Raw genomic sequence first — 17,205 nt, 5'->3', positions numbered from 1 at the left:
GTCAGCCTCGGATGTCTTCGTAGAGGAGGGTGGAGATGTAACGCTCGCCGAAGTCTGCCGCCACGGTGACGATGAGCTTGTCCTTCATCTCCGGGCGGGCCGCGACCTCAAGGGCTGCGGCCACGTTGGCGCCGGAGGAGATGCCTGCAAGGATGCCCTCCTGCTCGCCGAGCTTCCGCGAGGTCTCGATGGAGGTCTCCAGCTTGGCCTGCACCACCTCGTCGTAGATGTCGGTGTCCAGCACCTCGGGCACAAAGTTGGGGCCGATGCCCTGGATCTTGTGTGGTCCGGGGCTGCCGCCGGAGAGGATCGGTGAATCCTCGGGCTCGACGGCGACCAGGCGCACCTCAGGGCTGTGCTCGCGCAGCTTGCTTCCAGCCCCGGTGATGGTGCCGCCGGTGCCGATGCCGGCCACGAAAACGTCCACTTTGCCCTCGGAGTCCCTCCAGATCTCCTCGCCGGTGGTCTCGTAGTGGACCTTGGGGTTGGCCTCGTTGGCGAACTGGCGGGCCCAGATGGCGTTGTCGGTCTCTTCGACGATCTGCTTGGCCCGCTCCACGGCACCGCGCATTCCCTCGGCGCCGGGGGTCAGGACGATTTCGGCGCCGTAGGCGCGCAGCATGACACGACGCTCGGTGGACATGGTCTCCGGCATGGTCAGCACCACCCGGTAGCCGCGGGCTGCCCCCACCATGGCCAGGGCGATGCCGGTGTTGCCGGAGGTGCCCTCGACGATCGTGCCGCCGGGCCGGAGGTCGCCCGACTCCTCGGCGGCGTCGATGATGGCCTTGCCGATGCGGTCCTTCACAGAGGATGCGGGGGAGTAGAACTCAAGCTTCACAGCGACGTTGCCGGGAAGGTCGGCGTCGAGCCGATTGAGTTTGACCAGAGGAGTGTTTCCGATGGCTTCGGTGATGTTGTTCAGCATGCTCATAGCCTTTCATGCGGGGGTATCTTCGGCCAGCCACTGAGGCCAGCGGCGGCGCAGCTGGGCGATCTTCGGGTCGATCACGAACTGGCAGTAGCCGACCCCCGGTCGCCGGCCGTAGAAGTCCTGGTGCTCCGGCTCAGCCTCATGCACTGTGCCCAGAGGCTCCAGCACGGTGACGATGGGGCGGGAGAAGCTCTGCTGCGCGGCACTGATGGCCTGTTCCAGCTCGGTGCGCTCGGCGTCGTCCGCGTAGAACATCACTGAACGGTACTGGGGGCCGACGTCGCCGCCCTGGCGGTTCAGGGAGGTCGGGTCGTGCGTGGAGAAGAACACCTCGTAGAGCACTTCGGCCGGGAGGACCCCAGGGTCGAAGGTGATCTCCACGGCTTCCGCGTGGCCGGTGGTGCCTGCGCAGACGGCCTCATAGACGGCAGGGCCCGTGCCGCCGGTGTAGACGCTGCGGACCCTCTCCACCCCCTTCAGCCGTCGGGCGAGGGAGTCCAGGCACCAGAAGCACCCAGAGCCCAGAACCACCGTGCGCAGAGCGCCCTGATGCTGGTGCGAATCGGTCATGGTCCACGCAACCTCTCGCGCCTGCCACAAATTCCGGGCTAAGTTGGGCCTATGCCTACGACACCCAGCCTGCAGGACGTGCTCGATGCGGCCGAGGAGCTGTGGCCCCGGACCCTTGCCGAATCCTGGGACGCGGTCGGGCTCGTCGCCGGACGGCGCGACGCCCCGGTGCAGAAGATCCACTTCGCGGTGGATCCCGTGTCCGCCGTGGTCGAAGAGGCCTGCGGGGCGGGGGCCGGGCTGCTCATCACCCATCACCCGCTGCTGCTGCGCGGTGTGACCAGCGTGGAGGCCGGCACGTTCAAGGGCGAGGCGGTGCACCGGCTGATCGAATCTGGGTGCGCTCTTCTGACCGCCCACACCAACGGTGACTCAGCGGTGGGCGGGGTCAATGATGTGCTTGCGGAGCTCCTCGGGCTGCAGGATCACGAGCCGCTGAAGCCCGTCGACGATGGGCTGCCTGAGGAGGGGCTCGGGCGGATCGGGGCCCTGCCGCAGGGTATGCCCCTGGGAGAATTCGCATCCCGGGTCTTCGGAGTTCTTCCCTCGGTGGCCGGCGGGGTCCGCGTCGCCGGGGACCGCGACGCATTCGTCCAGCGTGTGGCCCTCTGCGGCGGGGCGGGCGACTCCCTGCTCGACGCCGCCCGGCATGCCGGTGCCGACGTCTACATCACCGGGGACCTCCGCCATCACCCGGCATCGGAGGCCCGGGAGAATGTTCGCGGCGGCCGTCCGTACCTGATCGATGTCTCCCACTTCGCCTCCGAATGGATGTGGCTGCCCGCGGCCGCCCAAGCTCTCGACCGGGTCCTCTCCGACCGCGGCTATGAGGTGGAGGTCGCCGTCTCGGGCATCAACACCGACCCCTGGGACTTTGTGCTCACCCCGGGCTAGTTCCAGCAGCCAGGTAGGGTTTGCGGTCGTGACTGATCTGATTGTTGAAGCCGACGGCGGCAGCCGCGGCAACCCCGGCATCGCCGGTGCAGGTGCCCTCGTCCGTGATCAGCAGGGCCGGGTCCTCGCGGCCACCGCCCTCCCGCTGGGAAAGGCGTCCAACAACGTGGCCGAGTACACCGGCCTCATCGAAGGCCTCAAGCTCGTACGGAACATCGACCCCTCCGCTCAGGTGGAGGCACGCTTGGACTCCAAGCTGGTGGTCGAACAGATGTCCGGCCGGTGGAGGATCAAGCATGAGGACATGAAGCGCCTCGCTGCCGAGGCGGCCAGGATCCTGTCTCCGATGCAGGTCACCTACACGTGGATCCCTCGGGCCAAGAACGCGGATGCCGACGCCCTGAGCAACGAAGCCATGGACGCCTCTGCCGCCGGTGCGGAATGGAACGCCTCCGCAAGCTCCGTCCAGCCCGTCTGATCAGCCTTCGGATGTGAGGAGGTCCAGCTGGTGGGGGGTCTTTCCCCGCGCCGGGCGGAACTCCGCATCCCACCGCTGGGAGGCAACGGCGATGACGTCGTCGATCGTCTCCGGCTGGTCCTCGGCGCGCAGCAGCATCCCGGCGAGCTGGCCGCGGGCGTGCTTGGCGAAGTGGGTGACCACCTTTCGGTGCCCGTCACGCTCGGTGAAGCTGTTCACCACCAGCGTCTGCTCGGGGGCGGGTCTGAACGCCTGCGCGTAGGAGGCTGACCGGCAGTCGACGATGAGCTGCTCGCCCACGCGCTGCGCCAGAGGCTCGGAGAGCTGATTCTTCCACCAGGTGCCGAGCTTGCCCAGCGGATCCAGCTTCACATCCATGGAGCAGCGGTAGGCGGGGATGCGATCGGTGAAGGAGGTGGCGCCGAAGAGCCCGGAGAAGATCAGAACCTGCTCCTCTGCGCGCTTCAGCTCAGCGGAGGTCAGCGATCCGGCGTCGAGCGCGTCGAAGAGCACCCCGGTGTAGATTTCGTGAGCTGGGGCCGTGGGCGCCTCGCGCAGAATGCGGTTGGCCTCCACCTCAGCCATGACCTTGGCGCCCACCTTGAGGATCTGCTGGGCGTCCTCGCGGCCGCTGGCCTCCGTGAGCGCGTCCAGGACAAGGCTGCGCTGCTCGGCGAGCTCCGGCATTCCCAGAGCATCAAGGTCCAGGCGCATGCCGTCGTCGTGGGCAGGCGATGTTTTGCCCTCACTGGGCGGAAGGAAGATCAGCACCGGAATACGGTAGCAACCCGGCAGGTTAGGCTTGGGCTGAGGCAGGCCGGCCAGACCATCGCGGCGACGCACGACGTCGTCGAGGAAAGTCCGGGCTCCGCAGGGCAGGATGGTGGGTAACACCCACTCGGGGAAACCCGCAGGACAGTGCCACAGAAAGCAGACCGCCAGCCGTTTGGTCTGGTAAGGGTGAAACGGTGGTGTAAGAGACCACCAGCGGCTCAGGCGACTGGGCCGGCTCGGCAAACCCCATCCGGAGCAAGGCCGAGCAGGATGTGCTTGAGGGCTGCCCGCCCGAGCATCCGGGTTGGCCGCTTGAGGTCCGTGGCAACGCGGCACCCAGATGGATGATGGTCCACGACAGAACCCGGCTTACCGGCCGGCCTGCCCTCCACCGCGTACACTTTCTCCCGGCATAGACAACGGCGTCTAGAAACGGAGAACTGCATTGTCCGCATCCATCACCGAGCACCTCGACTCCTGGAACCAGCGCGAAGCGCAGGCCGAAGCGATGATTCCGCTCATCGGCCGGCTCTACCGGGAGAACAACGTCGTCACCGGCATCTACGGGCGGCAGCTGGTCAACCAGTCGGCGATCGACATCCTCAAAGCGCACCGATTCGCCCGTCAGGTCGACGAGCAGGAGCTTCCCATCTCTGAGACGCTCCCGCTGGTCCAGACGCTCGTTCGTCTTGACTTGGGCTCAGCGAGCGTGGACCTCGCCCGCCTGAACAACGCGTACAAGGCCTCCGGCAGTGCGGACTTGGAGGCTTTCCTGCGGGAGGAGCTCGCCGACGTCGTCGGGAAGAAGGGCCAGGGGAGCCCGGAGCCCACAGATGTGGTGCTCTACGGATTCGGCCGGATCGGCCGTCTTTTGGCGCGGATCATGGTTGGTCACGCCTCCTCCGCCTCCGGCCTTCGGCTGCGCGCCGTCGTGGTCCGCAAGGGCAAGGGAGACGATCTGGCCAAGCGGGCCTCCCTGCTGCGCCGCGACTCCGTCCATGGCCCCTTCGCCGGCTCGATCCGGGTGGACGAGGAGAACAGCGCGATCATCGCCAACGGAACCTACATCCAGGTGATCTACGCCCAGCAGCCCGAGGACGTCGACTACACCGCCTACGGGATCAGCAATGCCGTCGTCGTGGACAACACCGGCCTCTGGCGGGATGAAGAAGGGATGAGCAAGCATCTGCAGTCCAAGGGTGCCGCCCGTGTGCTCCTCACCGCTCCCGGAAAGGGTGCCATCAAGAACATCGTCTACGGCGTCAACCACACCGACATCACCGACGACGACAAGCTGCTCTGCGCCGCCAGCTGCACCACCAACGCCATCACCCCGGTGGTGAAGCTGATGCACGATGAATACGGCATCGACCACGGCCACGTGGAGACCGTTCACTCCTACACGAACGACCAGAACCTCATCGACAACTTCCACAAGGGAGAGCGGCGCGGACGCTCCGCCGCCCTGAACATGGTGCTCACTGAGACAGGAGCGGCCAAGGCTGTGGCCAAGGCGCTTCCGGATCTGGCGGGCAAGCTCTCAGGCAACGCGATCCGCGTGCCCACCCCGGATGTGTCCATGGCGGTCCTGAATCTGGAGCTGGACCGGGAGGTGGAGAAGGACTCGCTCAACAGGTTCCTGCGCCGCGAGTCCCTGGAAGGCCCCCTGCACTCCCAAGTGGACTACATCGACTCCGCAGAGGTGGTCTCCACCGACTTCGTGGGCTCCCGGGCCGCCGGCGTCGTGGACGGCCTGGCCACCATCACCAACGGCAAGCAGGCCATCCTCTACGTCTGGTATGACAACGAGTTCGGCTACTCCGCCCAGGTGGTTCGCGTCCTTGAGCACATGACCGCCTCAGCTCCGGCGAAGTACCCCTCCGCCGGCTGATCCTGCCCGCTCCGGGGCAGGGAAGATCTACATCGACAACTACATCATGGCAACCGACCCCGACACCCGAAGGCTGCGGTGCACGACTATCGATCATCATCGACCCCACACCGCTTGCGGAAGCTCCTGTGCTCGAACGTGGTCGATTGGAGACTTCAGTGCGGAGGGAGTCCGAAGTATTGCCAGGTGCGCGTCGAGGCGCATAGCCTAGGAAAAAATCAAATCGCAGCGTGAGAAATTTGACATTTCGTTTTATTTGTCTGCTTGGCACAGGAAAATATCCACAGGAGCATCATGCGCAGATCAGTGCCTGCCATCATCGCCTCGTCCCTCTTATTCGTCTCAGCGTGTGGTGATACGTCCCCTGAGGCGACCTACGACTCGGCAGAAGAATTGCGGGTTGCAGTTGAGGAGGCCGGTGTGGAGTGCACTGAAGTGAACTCGGCACAAGTGATGGACGGTCAGGCAGAGATCCTGGCCTGCGCCGAAGGGCTGACCCTGACGACGTGGGACCCCGCTGTCACCGACGAGGTCGCCCCAGAGGACGCAAGCCATAGTGAAAACCATCATCTCCGAGGGGACACCTGGGATATCAGGTCGGACAGCATAGACACCACAGACGAGCTTGCGGAAGAGCTCGGTGGCGAGCAAACGACCAGGAGTCTTGAAGCCTTACAGCCCGAAGGCCCTTAGATATAAGCGTTGATGCATGAGCACGTATATCAAGAAGGGGTTATATTTCGCGGTAACTCTTAAAACGCGCCCCGGAAGATGGAAACGTACTTCGAGGACGATTCATATGCAGGGTCGCTGGTCGAGATAGCAGTCGTGCGGCGTTGTCCCCGCCTGCGTGGACCCGGCCCATCGAACCGACCAGCGACCTCCGTATCGGATTGTGAGTAGTGGTATCCACCTCGATATCGGAGGTCTCCGTTCAAATCATGGACTGTTCACAACGTGTCGAGGAACTACACCTAGCTTCCGACCGACCGCCGTCATCCGGACCTTTCGAGAGAACATATACCCCGGAGCCACTCATCAAAATTCTCCGGCAAAGTCGCGCGTCGTGGGTCTGAACTTTCTACGATCAGCACTGCGCAACAGTGATTCCCGGTGATCTCATGACGCTCGGTCTAGGGAAGTGCAGAGGCGGATCACTCGGCCAGTATCCGGCCAGAGGCGCCGATGTCCGCACCGTCCAGATGCGGGTCAGGGGCCGTGCTGCGCCTTATCTCCGGGCGCAGCGATTGTATGTGTCCGTAGGGGTGCTGTTCCACTAGGGTGGCGGTATTAGGACCGGCCAACATCCATAGGGAGTTTCGTTATAAATGGCAGAGTTCATCTACACCATGGTCAGTGCCCGGAAAAAAGTGGGCGACAAGGTCATCCTCGACGACGTCACGATGTCCTTCTACCCCGGGGCGAAGATCGGCGTCGTCGGGCCGAACGGCGCCGGCAAGTCCACCATCCTGAAGATCATGGCGGGCCTCGACGAGCCCTCCAACGGTGAGGCCCGGCTCTCACCCGGATACTCAGTGGGGATCCTCCAGCAGGAGCCCCCGCTCAACGAAGACAAGACCGTCCTGGGCAATGTCCAGGAAGGTGTCGGCGAGATCTACGAGAAGCTCGTCCGGTACAACCGGATCTCCGAGGAGATGGCCAACCCCGACGCCGACTTCGACGCGCTTATGGAAGAGATGGGCAGCCTGCAGGCCGACATCGATGCCGCCAACGCCTGGGACCTCGACTCTCAGCTGGAGCAAGCCATGGACGCCCTGCGCTGCCCTCCCGGCGACGAGGCCGTCACCCACCTCTCCGGCGGTGAGCGTCGCCGTGTGGCACTCTGCAAGCTCCTTCTCTCCAAGCCCGATCTGCTGCTGCTCGATGAGCCCACCAACCACCTCGACGCCGAGTCCGTTCTGTGGCTCGAGCAGCACCTGGCCACCTATCCCGGCGCCGTCCTTGCCGTCACCCACGATCGCTACTTCCTCGACCACGTCGCCGAATGGATCTGTGAAGTCGACCGCGGCCGCCTCTACCCATACGAGGGCAACTACTCAACCTACCTGGAGAAGAAGCGTGAGCGCATGGAGGTCCAGGGCAAGAAGGACGCCAAGCTCGCCAAGCGCCTCGCCGAGGAGCTCGAATGGGTTCGCTCCAACGCCAAGGGCAAGCAGACCAAGTCCAAGGCGCGTCTGCAGCGCTACGAGGAGATGGCCGCCGAGGCAGAGCGCACCAAGAAGCTCGACCTCGAAGAGATCCAGATCCCGCCGGGTCCCCGCCTGGGTACCCAGGTCATTGAGGCCGAGGCTCTCAAGAAGGGGTTCGGCGACCGCATCCTCATCGACGGGCTGAGCTTCTCCCTGCCCCGCAACGGCATCGTCGGGGTCATCGGCCCCAACGGCGTCGGCAAGACCACGCTCTTCAAGACCATCGTGGGCCTGGAGAAGCACGATGACGGAGACCTCACCATCGGCGACTCCGTGAAGATCTCCTACGTGGACCAGAACCGCGAGAACATCGACCCTGAGAAGACCCTCTGGGAAGTCGTCTCCGACGGGCTCGACTACATCCAGGTCGGACAGGTGGAGATGTCCTCCCGCGCCTACGTCTCAACCTTCGGATTCAAGGGTCCGGACCAGCAGAAGAAGGCCGGAGTCCTCTCCGGTGGTGAGCGCAACCGCCTTAACCTCGCCCTCACGCTCAAGCAGGGCGGCAACCTCCTGATGCTCGATGAGCCCACCAACGACCTTGACGTGGAGACCCTCGGGTCCCTGGAGAACGCACTGTTGGACTTCCCCGGCTGTGCCGTGGTCATCTCTCACGACCGGTGGTTCCTCGACCGTGTGGCCACCCACGTGCTCGCCTGGGAAGGCACTGAGGCGGACCCGGCCAGCTGGTACTGGTTCGAGGGCAACTTCGAGTCGTACCAGCAGAATAAGGTTGAGCGGCTCGGCGCCGACGCCGCCCGCCCCAGCCGGGTGACTCACCGCCGCCTGACCCGTGACTGAGCCGGCTTCTCGGAGGCGGCGCCCATAGTCGCCCCGAGACCCCCCGGCCAGGCCTTTGCGCCTCAAGCCCTCCGCGGTCTCAGAACGGAGGCGCTTCCTGCTGCTGGTGCGCGGCATCCCAGTCGCTGTCAGCGGGAGGTGCTTCCGTCTGTGCGTTCGCGGACTGGTCCCTGTGTGGGTGTGCCTTGGTGAAGCTGCTCGTGCCGCGGGCCAGATCGTGGCCGATGGTCTCGGCGAAGATCTCCAGCTCCTGGCCCGTCTTTCCGTCGTCTGCCTGCCAGGTGCGCAGCTGCGGCCTGCCGGTCACCACCACAGGGTCGCCCTTGCTCATGGACGCGTGAACGTGGGAGGCCAGACGCTGCCAGCACTTCACCGTGTACCAGGTGGTGTTCCGCTCCTGCCACTGTCCGCTGCTGAAGACGCTGAACGTCGAAGCGAGGCGGAAACTCGTGAAGCCGCTCTCTCCCGCCGGCTCCTGCGGGGCCGTGCCCGCATTGCCCCGGACTGTGATGGTGTCTGCCATGGTGTGATCTCCGTGATCCCACGGCCGGTCGCTTGTGGCCGCGACGGCCGGCCGTGCTCCACCGCCGCTGCGGATACTCTGCCGGCTGACCGCCGGGCTGCGGCTCGGGCCGGCATCTTCTCAGGAGCACCCGGGGTGTCGGACCGGCGGATTCTGCCCCGGTGCAAAAATGAGCCGGTGTCACGAGAATGGTCACGTGGGCATGGCGATCACCGCCGTGTCATTGGCATCGTGACGCTGCCGCTGCGGCTTCAGCGAAGTGTGAGAGTGAGGTGTCTCAGCATGAGCTCGACAATGCGGGCGGTGGTGCTGGATCGTCCAGGACCGCCCCAGTCGCTCCAGGTCCGTGAGATCCCGCGTCCCGACCCGGGGCCCGGAGAGGTGCTGATCCGGGTCAAGGCATTCGGGCTGAACAGGTCCGAGCAGCATTTCCGGCAGGGACTGGCCACCAGCGGCAGCTTTCCCCGAGTCCCCGGGATCGAAGCCGCCGGCGTGGTCGAGGAGGCTCCTGGTGGTGAGCTGCCGCCGGGTGCGCAGGTTGTCACGATGATGGGAGGCATGGGCCGAAACTTCGATGGAGGCTATGCCGAGTATGTCCTGGTGCCCGCAGGGCAGACTATTGCCTTCGTCAGTGATCTGCCCTGGGAACAGCTGGGTGCAGTGCCGGAGATGCTCCAGACTGCCTACGGCTCTCTGACCATGGGGCTGCAGGCCCGGGCGGGTCAGTCGCTGCTGCTCCGCGGCGGGACCTCCTCGATCGGGCTGGCCGCGGCGGTGCTGGCCAAACGAGAACAGATGACCGTCTGGGCCACGACTCGGACTGAACGGCACCGTGGACTGCTCGAGAGCGTGGGGGTCGACCATGTGCTCATCGACGACGGCGACATCGCCGCCAAGGTTCGGGCCCTCGAGCCAGACGGTGTTGACGGCGCGATCGAGCTGGTGGGCGTCAACGTCCTCAAAGACACTCTTCGTGCGGTCCGCGCCGGTGGTACTGCCTGTTTTACCGGCATGCTGTCCGACCAGTGGACGATCCCGGATTTCTACCCGATGGACTGGCTGCCCAACGGAGTCCGGCTCACCGCCTACTCCGGTGATGCCGGCAGCCTGCCCGCGCCTGTCCTTCAGGAATTTCTCGACGCCGTCGCCCGAGGACGGGCAGCCATACCCCTAGGTCGTGTCTACGCCCTGGAGCAGATCGAGGAGGCTCACCACGATATGGAAGCAGGCGTCATCGGGGGCAAAGGAGTTGTTCTCACCCAGAACCCACGAAGGACGGGCCCGACAGAGCCCGGTTAGGTTCTCCTTGCTGGTGTCCTAAATCTGAATAGGTCAGAATTGACTCATGCAATCTGAGGCTGGCATCACGATGACTGCAGCGGAGACCGCCCCCGAAGCGGACGGCTCCACCCGCGAACGCGTGCTGCAGCTCGTCGTCGAAGAGGGGCCCATCTCCGCCGCCCAGCTCGGCACAAAGCTCAGCCTCACTCCGGCAGCAGTCCGCCGGCACCTCGACGCCATGACCGAACAGGGCATCGTCGAGATCAAGAACGTCCAGGGCTCCAAGCGCGGCGCCGGACGGCCCTCCCGCCGCTATGTGCTCTCCTCCCATGGACAGCATGTCCTTGGAGACGACTACCTCAACCTCGTGCGCGCCGCACTTCACATCCTCGGACAGCACGCGCCCCGGGGTGAGGAGAGCGGCGAGGAAGAGGCCCCCCAGGACGGCACCCTCGAAGAGGCCGCACCAGTGGACGAATCCGGCGTCGACTCCCGCCAGTCCCACGTCGTCGACGCCCACGCCGCGCGTGCCCTCGCCGAGGAATACTTCGCAGGGTTCGAAGCCCGCTACCAGGAGCAGCTCACCCCGTTCGAGGACCTCGACGAACGCTCCGAGAAGCTCGCCGAGCTGTTCAACAGCGACGGGTTCGCCGGCTTCACCCGCCTTGTGGGCAGAGACAACCCCCTGCTGGCCATGCAGTCCACCCAGCTGTGCCAAGGTCACTGCCCCATCCGGGAAATAGCCGCGGCCCATCCGGTGTTCTGCGAGGAAGAGACCGCCATGATCTCCCGACTGCTGGAGGTCGATGTCCGGCGGCTCTCAACCCAGGCTGCGGGAGCACATGTATGCACCACACACGTCCCGGTCGGACGCGAGAAGCTCGCCGCTGAGCGCAGAGCCCGCGCAGAACAGGGACCACAGACCACCGCCGCACCCCGCAGGGGCGGCCGGAAGCGAATCGTTATCTCCCCGCGTCAACAAGAGAGGTTGTCATGACGGACATTCAGAAGGCTGAAGAGGCCCTCAAGAGCACCGAAGACCCCGGAGTGATCTCCGAGATTCTCGAGTCGAACCCTGAGCTCAAGGACCTGGGCAGGGGCTACGAGTACGGCTGGGCAGACGAGGACACCGCCGGCGCCAACGCCAAGCGCGGCATCAACGCCGACGTCGTCGCCGACATCTCCGGCAAGAAGGACGAGCCCGACTGGATGCTCAAGCTGCGCCAGAAGGGCCTGAAGTACTTCGACCGCAAGCCCTTGCCCACCTGGGGTGCGGACCTCTCGGAGATCGACTTCGAGCGGATCAAGTACTTCGTCCGCTCCACCGAGAAGCAGGCCCGGACCTGGGAGGACCTTCCCGAGGACATCCGCAACACCTACGAGAAGCTGGGCATCCCGGAGGCCGAGCGCGACCGTCTGGTCTCGGGCGTGGCCGCTCAGTACGAGTCCGAGGTCGTCTACCACCAGATCCGCGAGGACCTGGAGGAGCAGGGCGTCATCTTCATGGACACCGACACTGCGCTGAAGGAGCACCCCGAGTTCTTCGAGGAGTACTTCGGCTCGGTCATCCCCGTGGGCGACAACAAGTTCGCCGCCCTGAACACCGCAGTGTGGTCCGGCGGCTCCTTCGTCTACGTGCCCAAGGGCGTCCACGTCGAGATCCCGCTGCAGGCCTACTTCCGCATCAACACTGAGAACATGGGCCAGTTCGAGCGGACTCTGATCATCGCCGACGAGGACTCCTACGTCCACTACATCGAAGGCTGCACCGCCCCCATCTACGACACCGACTCCCTGCACTCCGCAGTGGTCGAGATCGTGGTGCAGAAGAACGCCCGAGTCCGGTACACCACCATCCAGAACTGGTCCAACAACGTGTACAACCTGGTCACCAAGCGCGCGGTGGTCGACGAGGGCGGCACCATGGAGTGGATCGACGGCAACATCGGCTCCAAGGTCACCATGAAGTACCCCGCCGTCTACCTCACCGGTGAGCACGCCAAGGGCGAGACCCTCTCCGTGGCCTTTGCCGGTGAGGGCCAGCACCAGGACACCGGCTCCAAGATGGTCCACATGGCGCCGAACACCTCCAGCTCCATCGTCTCCAAGTCGGTGGCACGCTCCGGCGGCCGGGCCTCGTACCGCGGTCTGGTCCAGGTCAACCCCGAGGCGAAGAACTCCGCCAACTCGGTGGTCTGCGACGCCCTGCTGGTCGACACCATCTCCAAGACCGACACGTACCCCTACATCGACATCCGGGAGGATGACGTCACCCTCGGGCACGAGGCCACCGTCTCCAAGGTCTCCGAGGACCAGCTGTTCTACCTGATGTCCCGCGGGATGGCCGAGGATGAGGCCATGGCCATGATCGTCCGCGGCTTCATCGAGCCGATCGCCCGCGAGCTGCCCATGGAGTACGCACTGGAGCTCAACCGGCTGATCGAGCTGCAGATGGAAGGCTCCGTCGGCTGATCACAGCCCACACGCTGTCCGCGGTCTCTGCACAGAGGCCGCGGACAAGCTGTGAGAGGCCGCAGTCCTCACCCCCGAAACCGCGTCAAACACATACCTGAGGGAAGAGAAAACACGATGACGAATACCCCTGCCGAGCAGGAGGAGAAGGTCGCCGGAGTCGAGGTCGGCGAACGCCGCATCGCCATCCCCGGCTTCACCGAGGAGGGCGAGAACCTCGCCGAGGAGAAGGTCGACTCCGCGCATACCCACGGCGGGCTCGGTGAGAACCAGGAGATCACCTCCGGCGCCGGCTCCCGCGGCAAACGCACCGAGAGCTTCGACCCCGCTGACTTCCCCCAGCCCACCGGCCGTGAGGAGGAGTGGCGCTTCTCCCCGCTGAAGAAGCTCGCCCCCGTCCTCGAAGACGCTCCGACCGACGGCGCACCCGTCGACTACCAGATCTCCGCCCCCGAGAGCGTGGTCGTCTCATCCCTGGCCGAGGGCACCGCCCCCCGCAGCACCGTGCTGCAGCCGGCCGACCTCGCCGCCGCCATCGCCTCCAAGCAGTCCCCGGAGGCCCTCTACATCCAGATCCCCGCGGACACCGAGGCTGAAGAGCCCATCCGTGTGGACATCACCGGAATCGAGGCAGGCAAGCGCGCCAACAGCCACATCGTGCTCGAGGCCGCCGCCCACGCCAAGGGAACCTTCGTCATCGAGCACCGCGGCTCCGCGATCTTCAACGGCAACGTGGAGATCAAGGTCGGCGACGGCGCAGACGTGAAGATCATCTCCCTGCAGCGCTGGAACGACGACGCCATCCACACCGGCCAGCACGACGCCGAAGTCGGCCGCGACGCCAAATACAAGCACGTCGCCGTCTCCCTCGGCGGAGAGGTCGTCCGGCTCAACACCAACTTCCGCTATGCCGCAGAAGGCGCAGAGGCAGAGATGTACGGCCTGTACTTCGCCGACTCCGGCCAGCACATCGAGCACCGGACCTTCGTGGACCACAACTCGCCCTCCAACAAGTCCAACGTGCTCTACAAGGGTGCGCTGCAGGGAGCGACGGCACGCACCGTCTGGATCGGCGATGTCCTGATCCGCAAGGCAGCCGAGGGCACCGACTCCTACGAGAAGAACGAGAACCTCGTCCTCACCGACGGCGCCCGCGCCGACTCCGTGCCCAACCTGGAGATCGAGACCGGAGTCATCGACGGCGCCGGCCACGCGTCCTCCACCGGCCGGTTCGACGAGAACCACCTCTTCTACCTCATGGCCCGCGGCATCCCCGAGGACATCGCTCGCCAGCTGGTTGTCCGCGGCTTCCTCAACGAAGTCATCCAGAAGATCGAGGTGCCCGCCATCGAGGAAGCCCTGCAGGAGGACCTCGAGAACGAACTGAAGATCCACGGCAACTGAGCCGTATCCGTCGTCGAACTTTTCAGAACTTCACTCAGACACAGCAAAGGACACGAACAGCATGTCTACCCTTGAGATCAAGGACCTCCACGTTTCCATCGAGACCGAGCAGGGCGCCAAGGAGATCCTGAAGGGCGTCACCCTGAGCATCTCCTCCGGCGAGAAGCACGCCATCATGGGCCCCAACGGCTCCGGCAAGTCCACCTTGGCCTCCACCATCGCCGGCCACCCGCGATACGAAGTTACCTCCGGCTCCATCGCCCTCGACGGTGAGGACGTCCTGGAGATGGGCCCCGACGAGCGCGCACAGGCCGGCCTGTTCCTGGCCATGCAGTACCCCGTCGAGGTCCCCGGTGTGACCATGACCAACTTCCTGCGGACCGCCAAGACCGCCATCGAGGGCGAGGCTCCCAAGCTGCGCACCTGGACCAAAGAGGTCAAGGACGCCATGGAGAACCTCAAGATCGACGCCGACTTCGCCAACAGGAACGTCAACGAGGGCTTCTCCGGCGGTGAGAAGAAGCGTGTGGAGATCCTGCAGCTGGAGCTGTTCAAGCCCAAGTTCGCGATTCTCGACGAGACCGACTCCGGCCTCGACATCGACGCGCTGCGCGTGGTCTCCGAGGGCGTGAACCGCGCCCACGAGGAGAACACCATGGGCACCCTGCTCATCACCCACTACACCCGGATCCTCAACTACATCAAGCCCGACTACGTCCACGTCTTCGTCGACGGCAAGGTCGCCGAGCAGGGCGGGCCGGAGCTGGCCGACGAACTCGAGGCCAACGGCTACGATCGGTTCCTGGCAGCCGTCTGATTCCTCCCCCGAGGAATCAACTCTTGTGCGACGTCGTTATGACGCGCAAGATGGAACGTAGAGAAAGGAGCGGTACATGACTGACACCGCAACACAGACTCCTCTCGAGGACGTCGAGGAGGCGCTCAAGGAGGTCATCGACCCCGAGCTGGGCATCAACATTGTTGACCTCGGCCTGCTCTACGGCCTGCGCTACGAGGACGACGACGCCCTGGTCATTGATATGACCCTCACCACTGCGGCCTGCCCGCTGACCGATGTGCTCGAGGAGCAGGTCGGCCAGAACATCGGGACTATGGTCGACGAGTGGCGGCTCAACTGGGTCTGGATGCCCCCGTGGGGCCCTGAGAAGATCACCGACGACGGACGCGAGCAGATGCGAGCACTCGGCTTCAACATCTGATCCGCTCCTCAGTCAGTGAGCTGACCTGACGCCTGTGGCCCGGCCCCCGATACGGGGTCGGGCCACAGGCGTCTGTCCCGCGGGACCCCGGCCGGTACACTGGCACGGCCCTCCCGCACCCGAAACACCCCTTTGGAGTATCCCCTGTGATCAGCGTGTCCAACCTTGAGCTCCGCGTAGGCGCCCGCCTGCTCATGGACGAGGTCTCCTTCCGCATCGACGCCGGGGACAAAGTGGGGCTCGTAGGGCGCAACGGCGCCGGCAAGACCACCATGACCCGGATCCTCGCCGGGGCCGGCCAGCCCACTGACGGCGCCGTGGATCGACGTGGGGAGATCGGATACCTGCCCCAGGATCCCAAAGTCGAGAACATGGACCAGCTCGCCCAGGAACGCATCCTCTCCGCCCGGGGCCTGGACCAAGTGGTCACCGAACTGCGCGAGGCCGAGCAGCGCATGGCCTCCGAGGACCCGGAGGTGCGCGAGAAGGCCATGAAGAAGTACTCCCGGCTCGAGGACGAGTTCCAGGCCGGCGGCGGCTACGCCGCGGAGGCCGAGGCCGCCACCATCTGCGCCAACCTCGACCTGCCGGAGCGGATCCTCACCCAGCCGCTGCGCACTCTCTCCGGAGGGCAGCGACGCCGCGTGGAGCTCGCGCGCATCCTCTTCTCCCAAGCGGAGACCCTCCTGCTGGACGAGCCGACCAACCACCTCGACGCCGACTCCATCGCCTGGCTGCGCGAACACATCAAGACCTTCCCCGGCGGCGTTCTGATGATCTCCCACGACGTCGACCTCATCGAGGAGACCGTGAACAAGGTCCTCTACCTCGACGCCATGCGCCAGACCGTGGACGTCTACAACATGGGCTGGAAGAAATACCTGGTCCAGCGGGAGCAGGACGAGTCCCGCCGCAAGCGCGAATACGCGAACGCGGAGAAGAAGGCCTCTCAGCTGCGGCAGCAGGCCGAGAAGATGAAGGCCACCGCCACCAAGGCCACCGCCGCACAGTCGATGTTCAAGCGTGCTGAGCGGATGATGCGCGGACTGGAGGGGGAGCGGGCCACCGATAAGGTCGCGAACATCCGGTTCCCAGAGCCCCAGGCCTGCGGCAAGACTCCCCTCATGGCCCAGAGCCTCTCCAAATCCTACGGCTCCCTGGAGATCTTCACCGGCGTGGACCTTGCGATTGACCGTGGCTCACGGGTCGTCATCCTCGGCTACAACGGAGCCGGCAAGACCACTCTGATGCGTCTGCTCGCCGGGACCGCCGAGCCGGACACCGGGGAGGTCATCTCCGGGCACGGGCTGAAGCTCGGCTACTTCGCCCAGGAGCACGACACCCTGGACGTCGAACGTTCCGTGCTGGAGAACATGAAGACAGCCGCCCCGTTCCTCAACGACACCGACCAGCGCAAGATCCTCGGCTCCTTCCTGTTCTCCGGGGACGACACTGCCAAGCCGGCATCGGTGCTCTCCGGCGGTGAGAAGACCCGGCTCGCCCTGGCCACCCTGGTCGCATCGCGAGCCAACGTCCTGCTGCTCGACGAGCCCACCAACAACCTGGACCCGGCCTCCCGCGAAGAGATACTCGCGGCCCTGCGCACCTATCAGGGCGCCGTCGTGCTCATCTCGCACGACCCGGGTGCCGTCGAAGCCCTCGACCCCGAGCGTGTGGTGCTGCTGCCCGACGGCGTCGAGGACCTCTACACCGCCGAGTACGAGGACCTCATTCAGCTTGAGTGATTGAGGTC

At 65.2% G+C, this 17,205-nt stretch carries 16 protein-coding genes and 1 other RNA gene; 13 read left to right on the top strand and 4 right to left on the bottom strand.

The genetic code is table 11. From position 1 onward, the window contains the following. Position 1 precedes the first annotated feature (1 nt). On the bottom strand, positions 2–934 hold the full coding sequence (gene cysK, locus FWJ47_RS08750) for a cysteine synthase A (RefSeq protein WP_147106974.1): 933 nt from the start codon (positions 932–934) through the stop codon (positions 2–4). Positions 935–940: 6 nt separating this feature from the next. After that, positions 941–1,504 (bottom strand): peptide-methionine (S)-S-oxide reductase MsrA, encoded by a 564-nt coding sequence (gene msrA, locus FWJ47_RS08745; protein ID WP_147106971.1) that lies wholly within the window; start codon positions 1,502–1,504, stop codon positions 941–943. Positions 1,505–1,555: 51 nt separating this feature from the next. Between msrA and FWJ47_RS08740 the strand changes: the two genes are divergently transcribed. After that, positions 1,556–2,398 carry a Nif3-like dinuclear metal center hexameric protein gene (locus FWJ47_RS08740; protein WP_147106968.1) on the top strand — a complete coding sequence of 281 codons (843 nt, stop codon included), beginning with the start codon at positions 1,556–1,558 and terminating at the stop codon, positions 2,396–2,398. A gap of 28 nt (positions 2,399–2,426) precedes the next feature. Further along, on the top strand, positions 2,427–2,876 hold the full coding sequence (locus tag FWJ47_RS08735; RefSeq protein ID WP_246126235.1) for a reverse transcriptase-like protein: 450 nt from the start codon (positions 2,427–2,429) through the stop codon (positions 2,874–2,876). On the opposite strand, the gene FWJ47_RS08730 is transcribed toward FWJ47_RS08735, so the two are convergent. After that, positions 2,877–3,647 carry a YaaA family protein gene (locus tag FWJ47_RS08730; protein WP_147106961.1) on the bottom strand — a complete coding sequence of 257 codons (771 nt, stop codon included), beginning with the start codon at positions 3,645–3,647 and terminating at the stop codon, positions 2,877–2,879. Between the two features lie 42 nt (positions 3,648–3,689). On the opposite strand from FWJ47_RS08730, the gene rnpB reads away from it, so the two are divergent. The 4 genes from rnpB to ettA all read left to right on the top strand — a co-directional run bounded on the left by rnpB (position 3,690) and on the right by ettA (position 8,552). Further along, positions 3,690–4,038: RNase P RNA component class A (rnpB, locus tag FWJ47_RS08725), an RNA gene on the top strand. 57 nt (positions 4,039–4,095) lie between these two features. Then, positions 4,096–5,541, top strand: coding sequence for a glyceraldehyde-3-phosphate dehydrogenase (locus tag FWJ47_RS08720; RefSeq protein WP_147106958.1), 1,446 nt, complete (start codon positions 4,096–4,098; stop codon positions 5,539–5,541). Between the two features lie 294 nt (positions 5,542–5,835). Next, a complete protein-coding gene (locus FWJ47_RS08715; protein ID WP_147106954.1) occupies positions 5,836–6,234 on the top strand; it encodes a hypothetical protein in 399 nt (132 codons plus the stop codon). 635 nt (positions 6,235–6,869) lie between these two features. Further along, complete coding sequence (gene ettA / locus FWJ47_RS08710; RefSeq protein WP_147106951.1) at positions 6,870–8,552, top strand: energy-dependent translational throttle protein EttA; 1,683 nt, start codon at positions 6,870–6,872, stop codon at positions 8,550–8,552. 79 nt (positions 8,553–8,631) lie between these two features. Here the strand turns inward: ettA and FWJ47_RS08705 are convergent, their stop codons facing one another. Further along, the gene (locus FWJ47_RS08705; protein ID WP_147106948.1) at positions 8,632–9,075 is read right to left on the bottom strand and encodes a single-stranded DNA-binding protein; all 444 of its coding nucleotides are present in this window, start codon (positions 9,073–9,075) and stop codon (positions 8,632–8,634) included. A 282-nt stretch (positions 9,076–9,357) separates the two neighbouring features. Between FWJ47_RS08705 and FWJ47_RS08700 the strand changes: the two genes are divergently transcribed. The 7 genes from FWJ47_RS08700 (at position 9,358) to FWJ47_RS08670 (ending at position 17,197) form a co-directional block, all read left to right on the top strand. Next, positions 9,358–10,374, top strand: coding sequence for a zinc-binding alcohol dehydrogenase family protein (locus FWJ47_RS08700; RefSeq protein WP_147106945.1), 1,017 nt, complete (start codon positions 9,358–9,360; stop codon positions 10,372–10,374). A gap of 46 nt (positions 10,375–10,420) precedes the next feature. Next, complete coding sequence (locus tag FWJ47_RS08695; RefSeq protein WP_147106942.1) at positions 10,421–11,353, top strand: helix-turn-helix transcriptional regulator; 933 nt, start codon at positions 10,421–10,423, stop codon at positions 11,351–11,353. After that, positions 11,350–12,828: a Fe-S cluster assembly protein SufB gene (sufB, locus tag FWJ47_RS08690; RefSeq protein ID WP_147106939.1), complete on the top strand. Its 1,479-nt coding sequence runs from the start codon at positions 11,350–11,352 to the stop codon at positions 12,826–12,828. Before FWJ47_RS08695 ends, sufB begins: the two co-directional genes overlap by 4 nt. A 117-nt stretch (positions 12,829–12,945) precedes the next feature. Beyond that, positions 12,946–14,232 (top strand): Fe-S cluster assembly protein SufD, encoded by a 1,287-nt coding sequence (sufD, locus tag FWJ47_RS08685; RefSeq protein ID WP_147106934.1) that lies wholly within the window; start codon positions 12,946–12,948, stop codon positions 14,230–14,232. Between the two features lie 61 nt (positions 14,233–14,293). Further along, entirely contained in the window at positions 14,294–15,049 is a 756-nt protein-coding gene (gene sufC / locus FWJ47_RS08680) for a Fe-S cluster assembly ATPase SufC (RefSeq protein WP_147106932.1), read from the top strand. Positions 15,050–15,125: 76 nt separating this feature from the next. Continuing rightward, positions 15,126–15,452, top strand: coding sequence for a metal-sulfur cluster assembly factor (locus FWJ47_RS08675; protein ID WP_147106929.1), 327 nt, complete (start codon positions 15,126–15,128; stop codon positions 15,450–15,452). A 146-nt stretch (positions 15,453–15,598) separates the two neighbouring features. Further along, entirely contained in the window at positions 15,599–17,197 is a 1,599-nt protein-coding gene (locus FWJ47_RS08670; RefSeq protein ID WP_147106925.1) for an ABC-F family ATP-binding cassette domain-containing protein, read from the top strand. Positions 17,198–17,205: the final 8 nt, after the last annotated feature.

This window comes from Nesterenkonia populi (assembly GCF_007994735.1).
GTDB classification, from domain to species: domain Bacteria; phylum Actinomycetota; class Actinomycetes; order Actinomycetales; family Micrococcaceae; genus Nesterenkonia; species Nesterenkonia populi.
This window is presented reverse-complemented; position numbering and strand designations above follow the sequence as displayed.

What these genes read in the sequence shown, in the direction of transcription:
- FWJ47_RS08705 (WP_147106948.1), bottom strand. Translation starts at nt 9,075, where the DNA reads ATGGCAGACACCATCACAGTCCGGGGCAATGCGGGCACGGCCCCGCAG.
- FWJ47_RS08700 (WP_147106945.1), top strand. Translation starts at nt 9,358, where the DNA reads ATGAGCTCGACAATGCGGGCGGTGGTGCTGGATCGTCCAGGACCGCCC.
- sufB (WP_147106939.1), top strand. Translation starts at nt 11,350, where the DNA reads ATGACGGACATTCAGAAGGCTGAAGAGGCCCTCAAGAGCACCGAAGAC.
- cysK (WP_147106974.1), bottom strand. Translation starts at nt 934, where the DNA reads ATGAGCATGCTGAACAACATCACCGAAGCCATCGGAAACACTCCTCTG.
- FWJ47_RS08695 (WP_147106942.1), top strand. Translation starts at nt 10,421, where the DNA reads ATGCAATCTGAGGCTGGCATCACGATGACTGCAGCGGAGACCGCCCCC.
- sufC (WP_147106932.1), top strand. Translation starts at nt 14,294, where the DNA reads ATGTCTACCCTTGAGATCAAGGACCTCCACGTTTCCATCGAGACCGAG.
- FWJ47_RS08675 (WP_147106929.1), top strand. Translation starts at nt 15,126, where the DNA reads ATGACTGACACCGCAACACAGACTCCTCTCGAGGACGTCGAGGAGGCG.
- sufD (WP_147106934.1), top strand. Translation starts at nt 12,946, where the DNA reads ATGACGAATACCCCTGCCGAGCAGGAGGAGAAGGTCGCCGGAGTCGAG.
- ettA (WP_147106951.1), top strand. Translation starts at nt 6,870, where the DNA reads ATGGCAGAGTTCATCTACACCATGGTCAGTGCCCGGAAAAAAGTGGGC.
- FWJ47_RS08715 (WP_147106954.1), top strand. Translation starts at nt 5,836, where the DNA reads ATGCGCAGATCAGTGCCTGCCATCATCGCCTCGTCCCTCTTATTCGTC.
- FWJ47_RS08740 (WP_147106968.1), top strand. Translation starts at nt 1,556, where the DNA reads ATGCCTACGACACCCAGCCTGCAGGACGTGCTCGATGCGGCCGAGGAG.
- msrA (WP_147106971.1), bottom strand. Translation starts at nt 1,504, where the DNA reads ATGACCGATTCGCACCAGCATCAGGGCGCTCTGCGCACGGTGGTTCTG.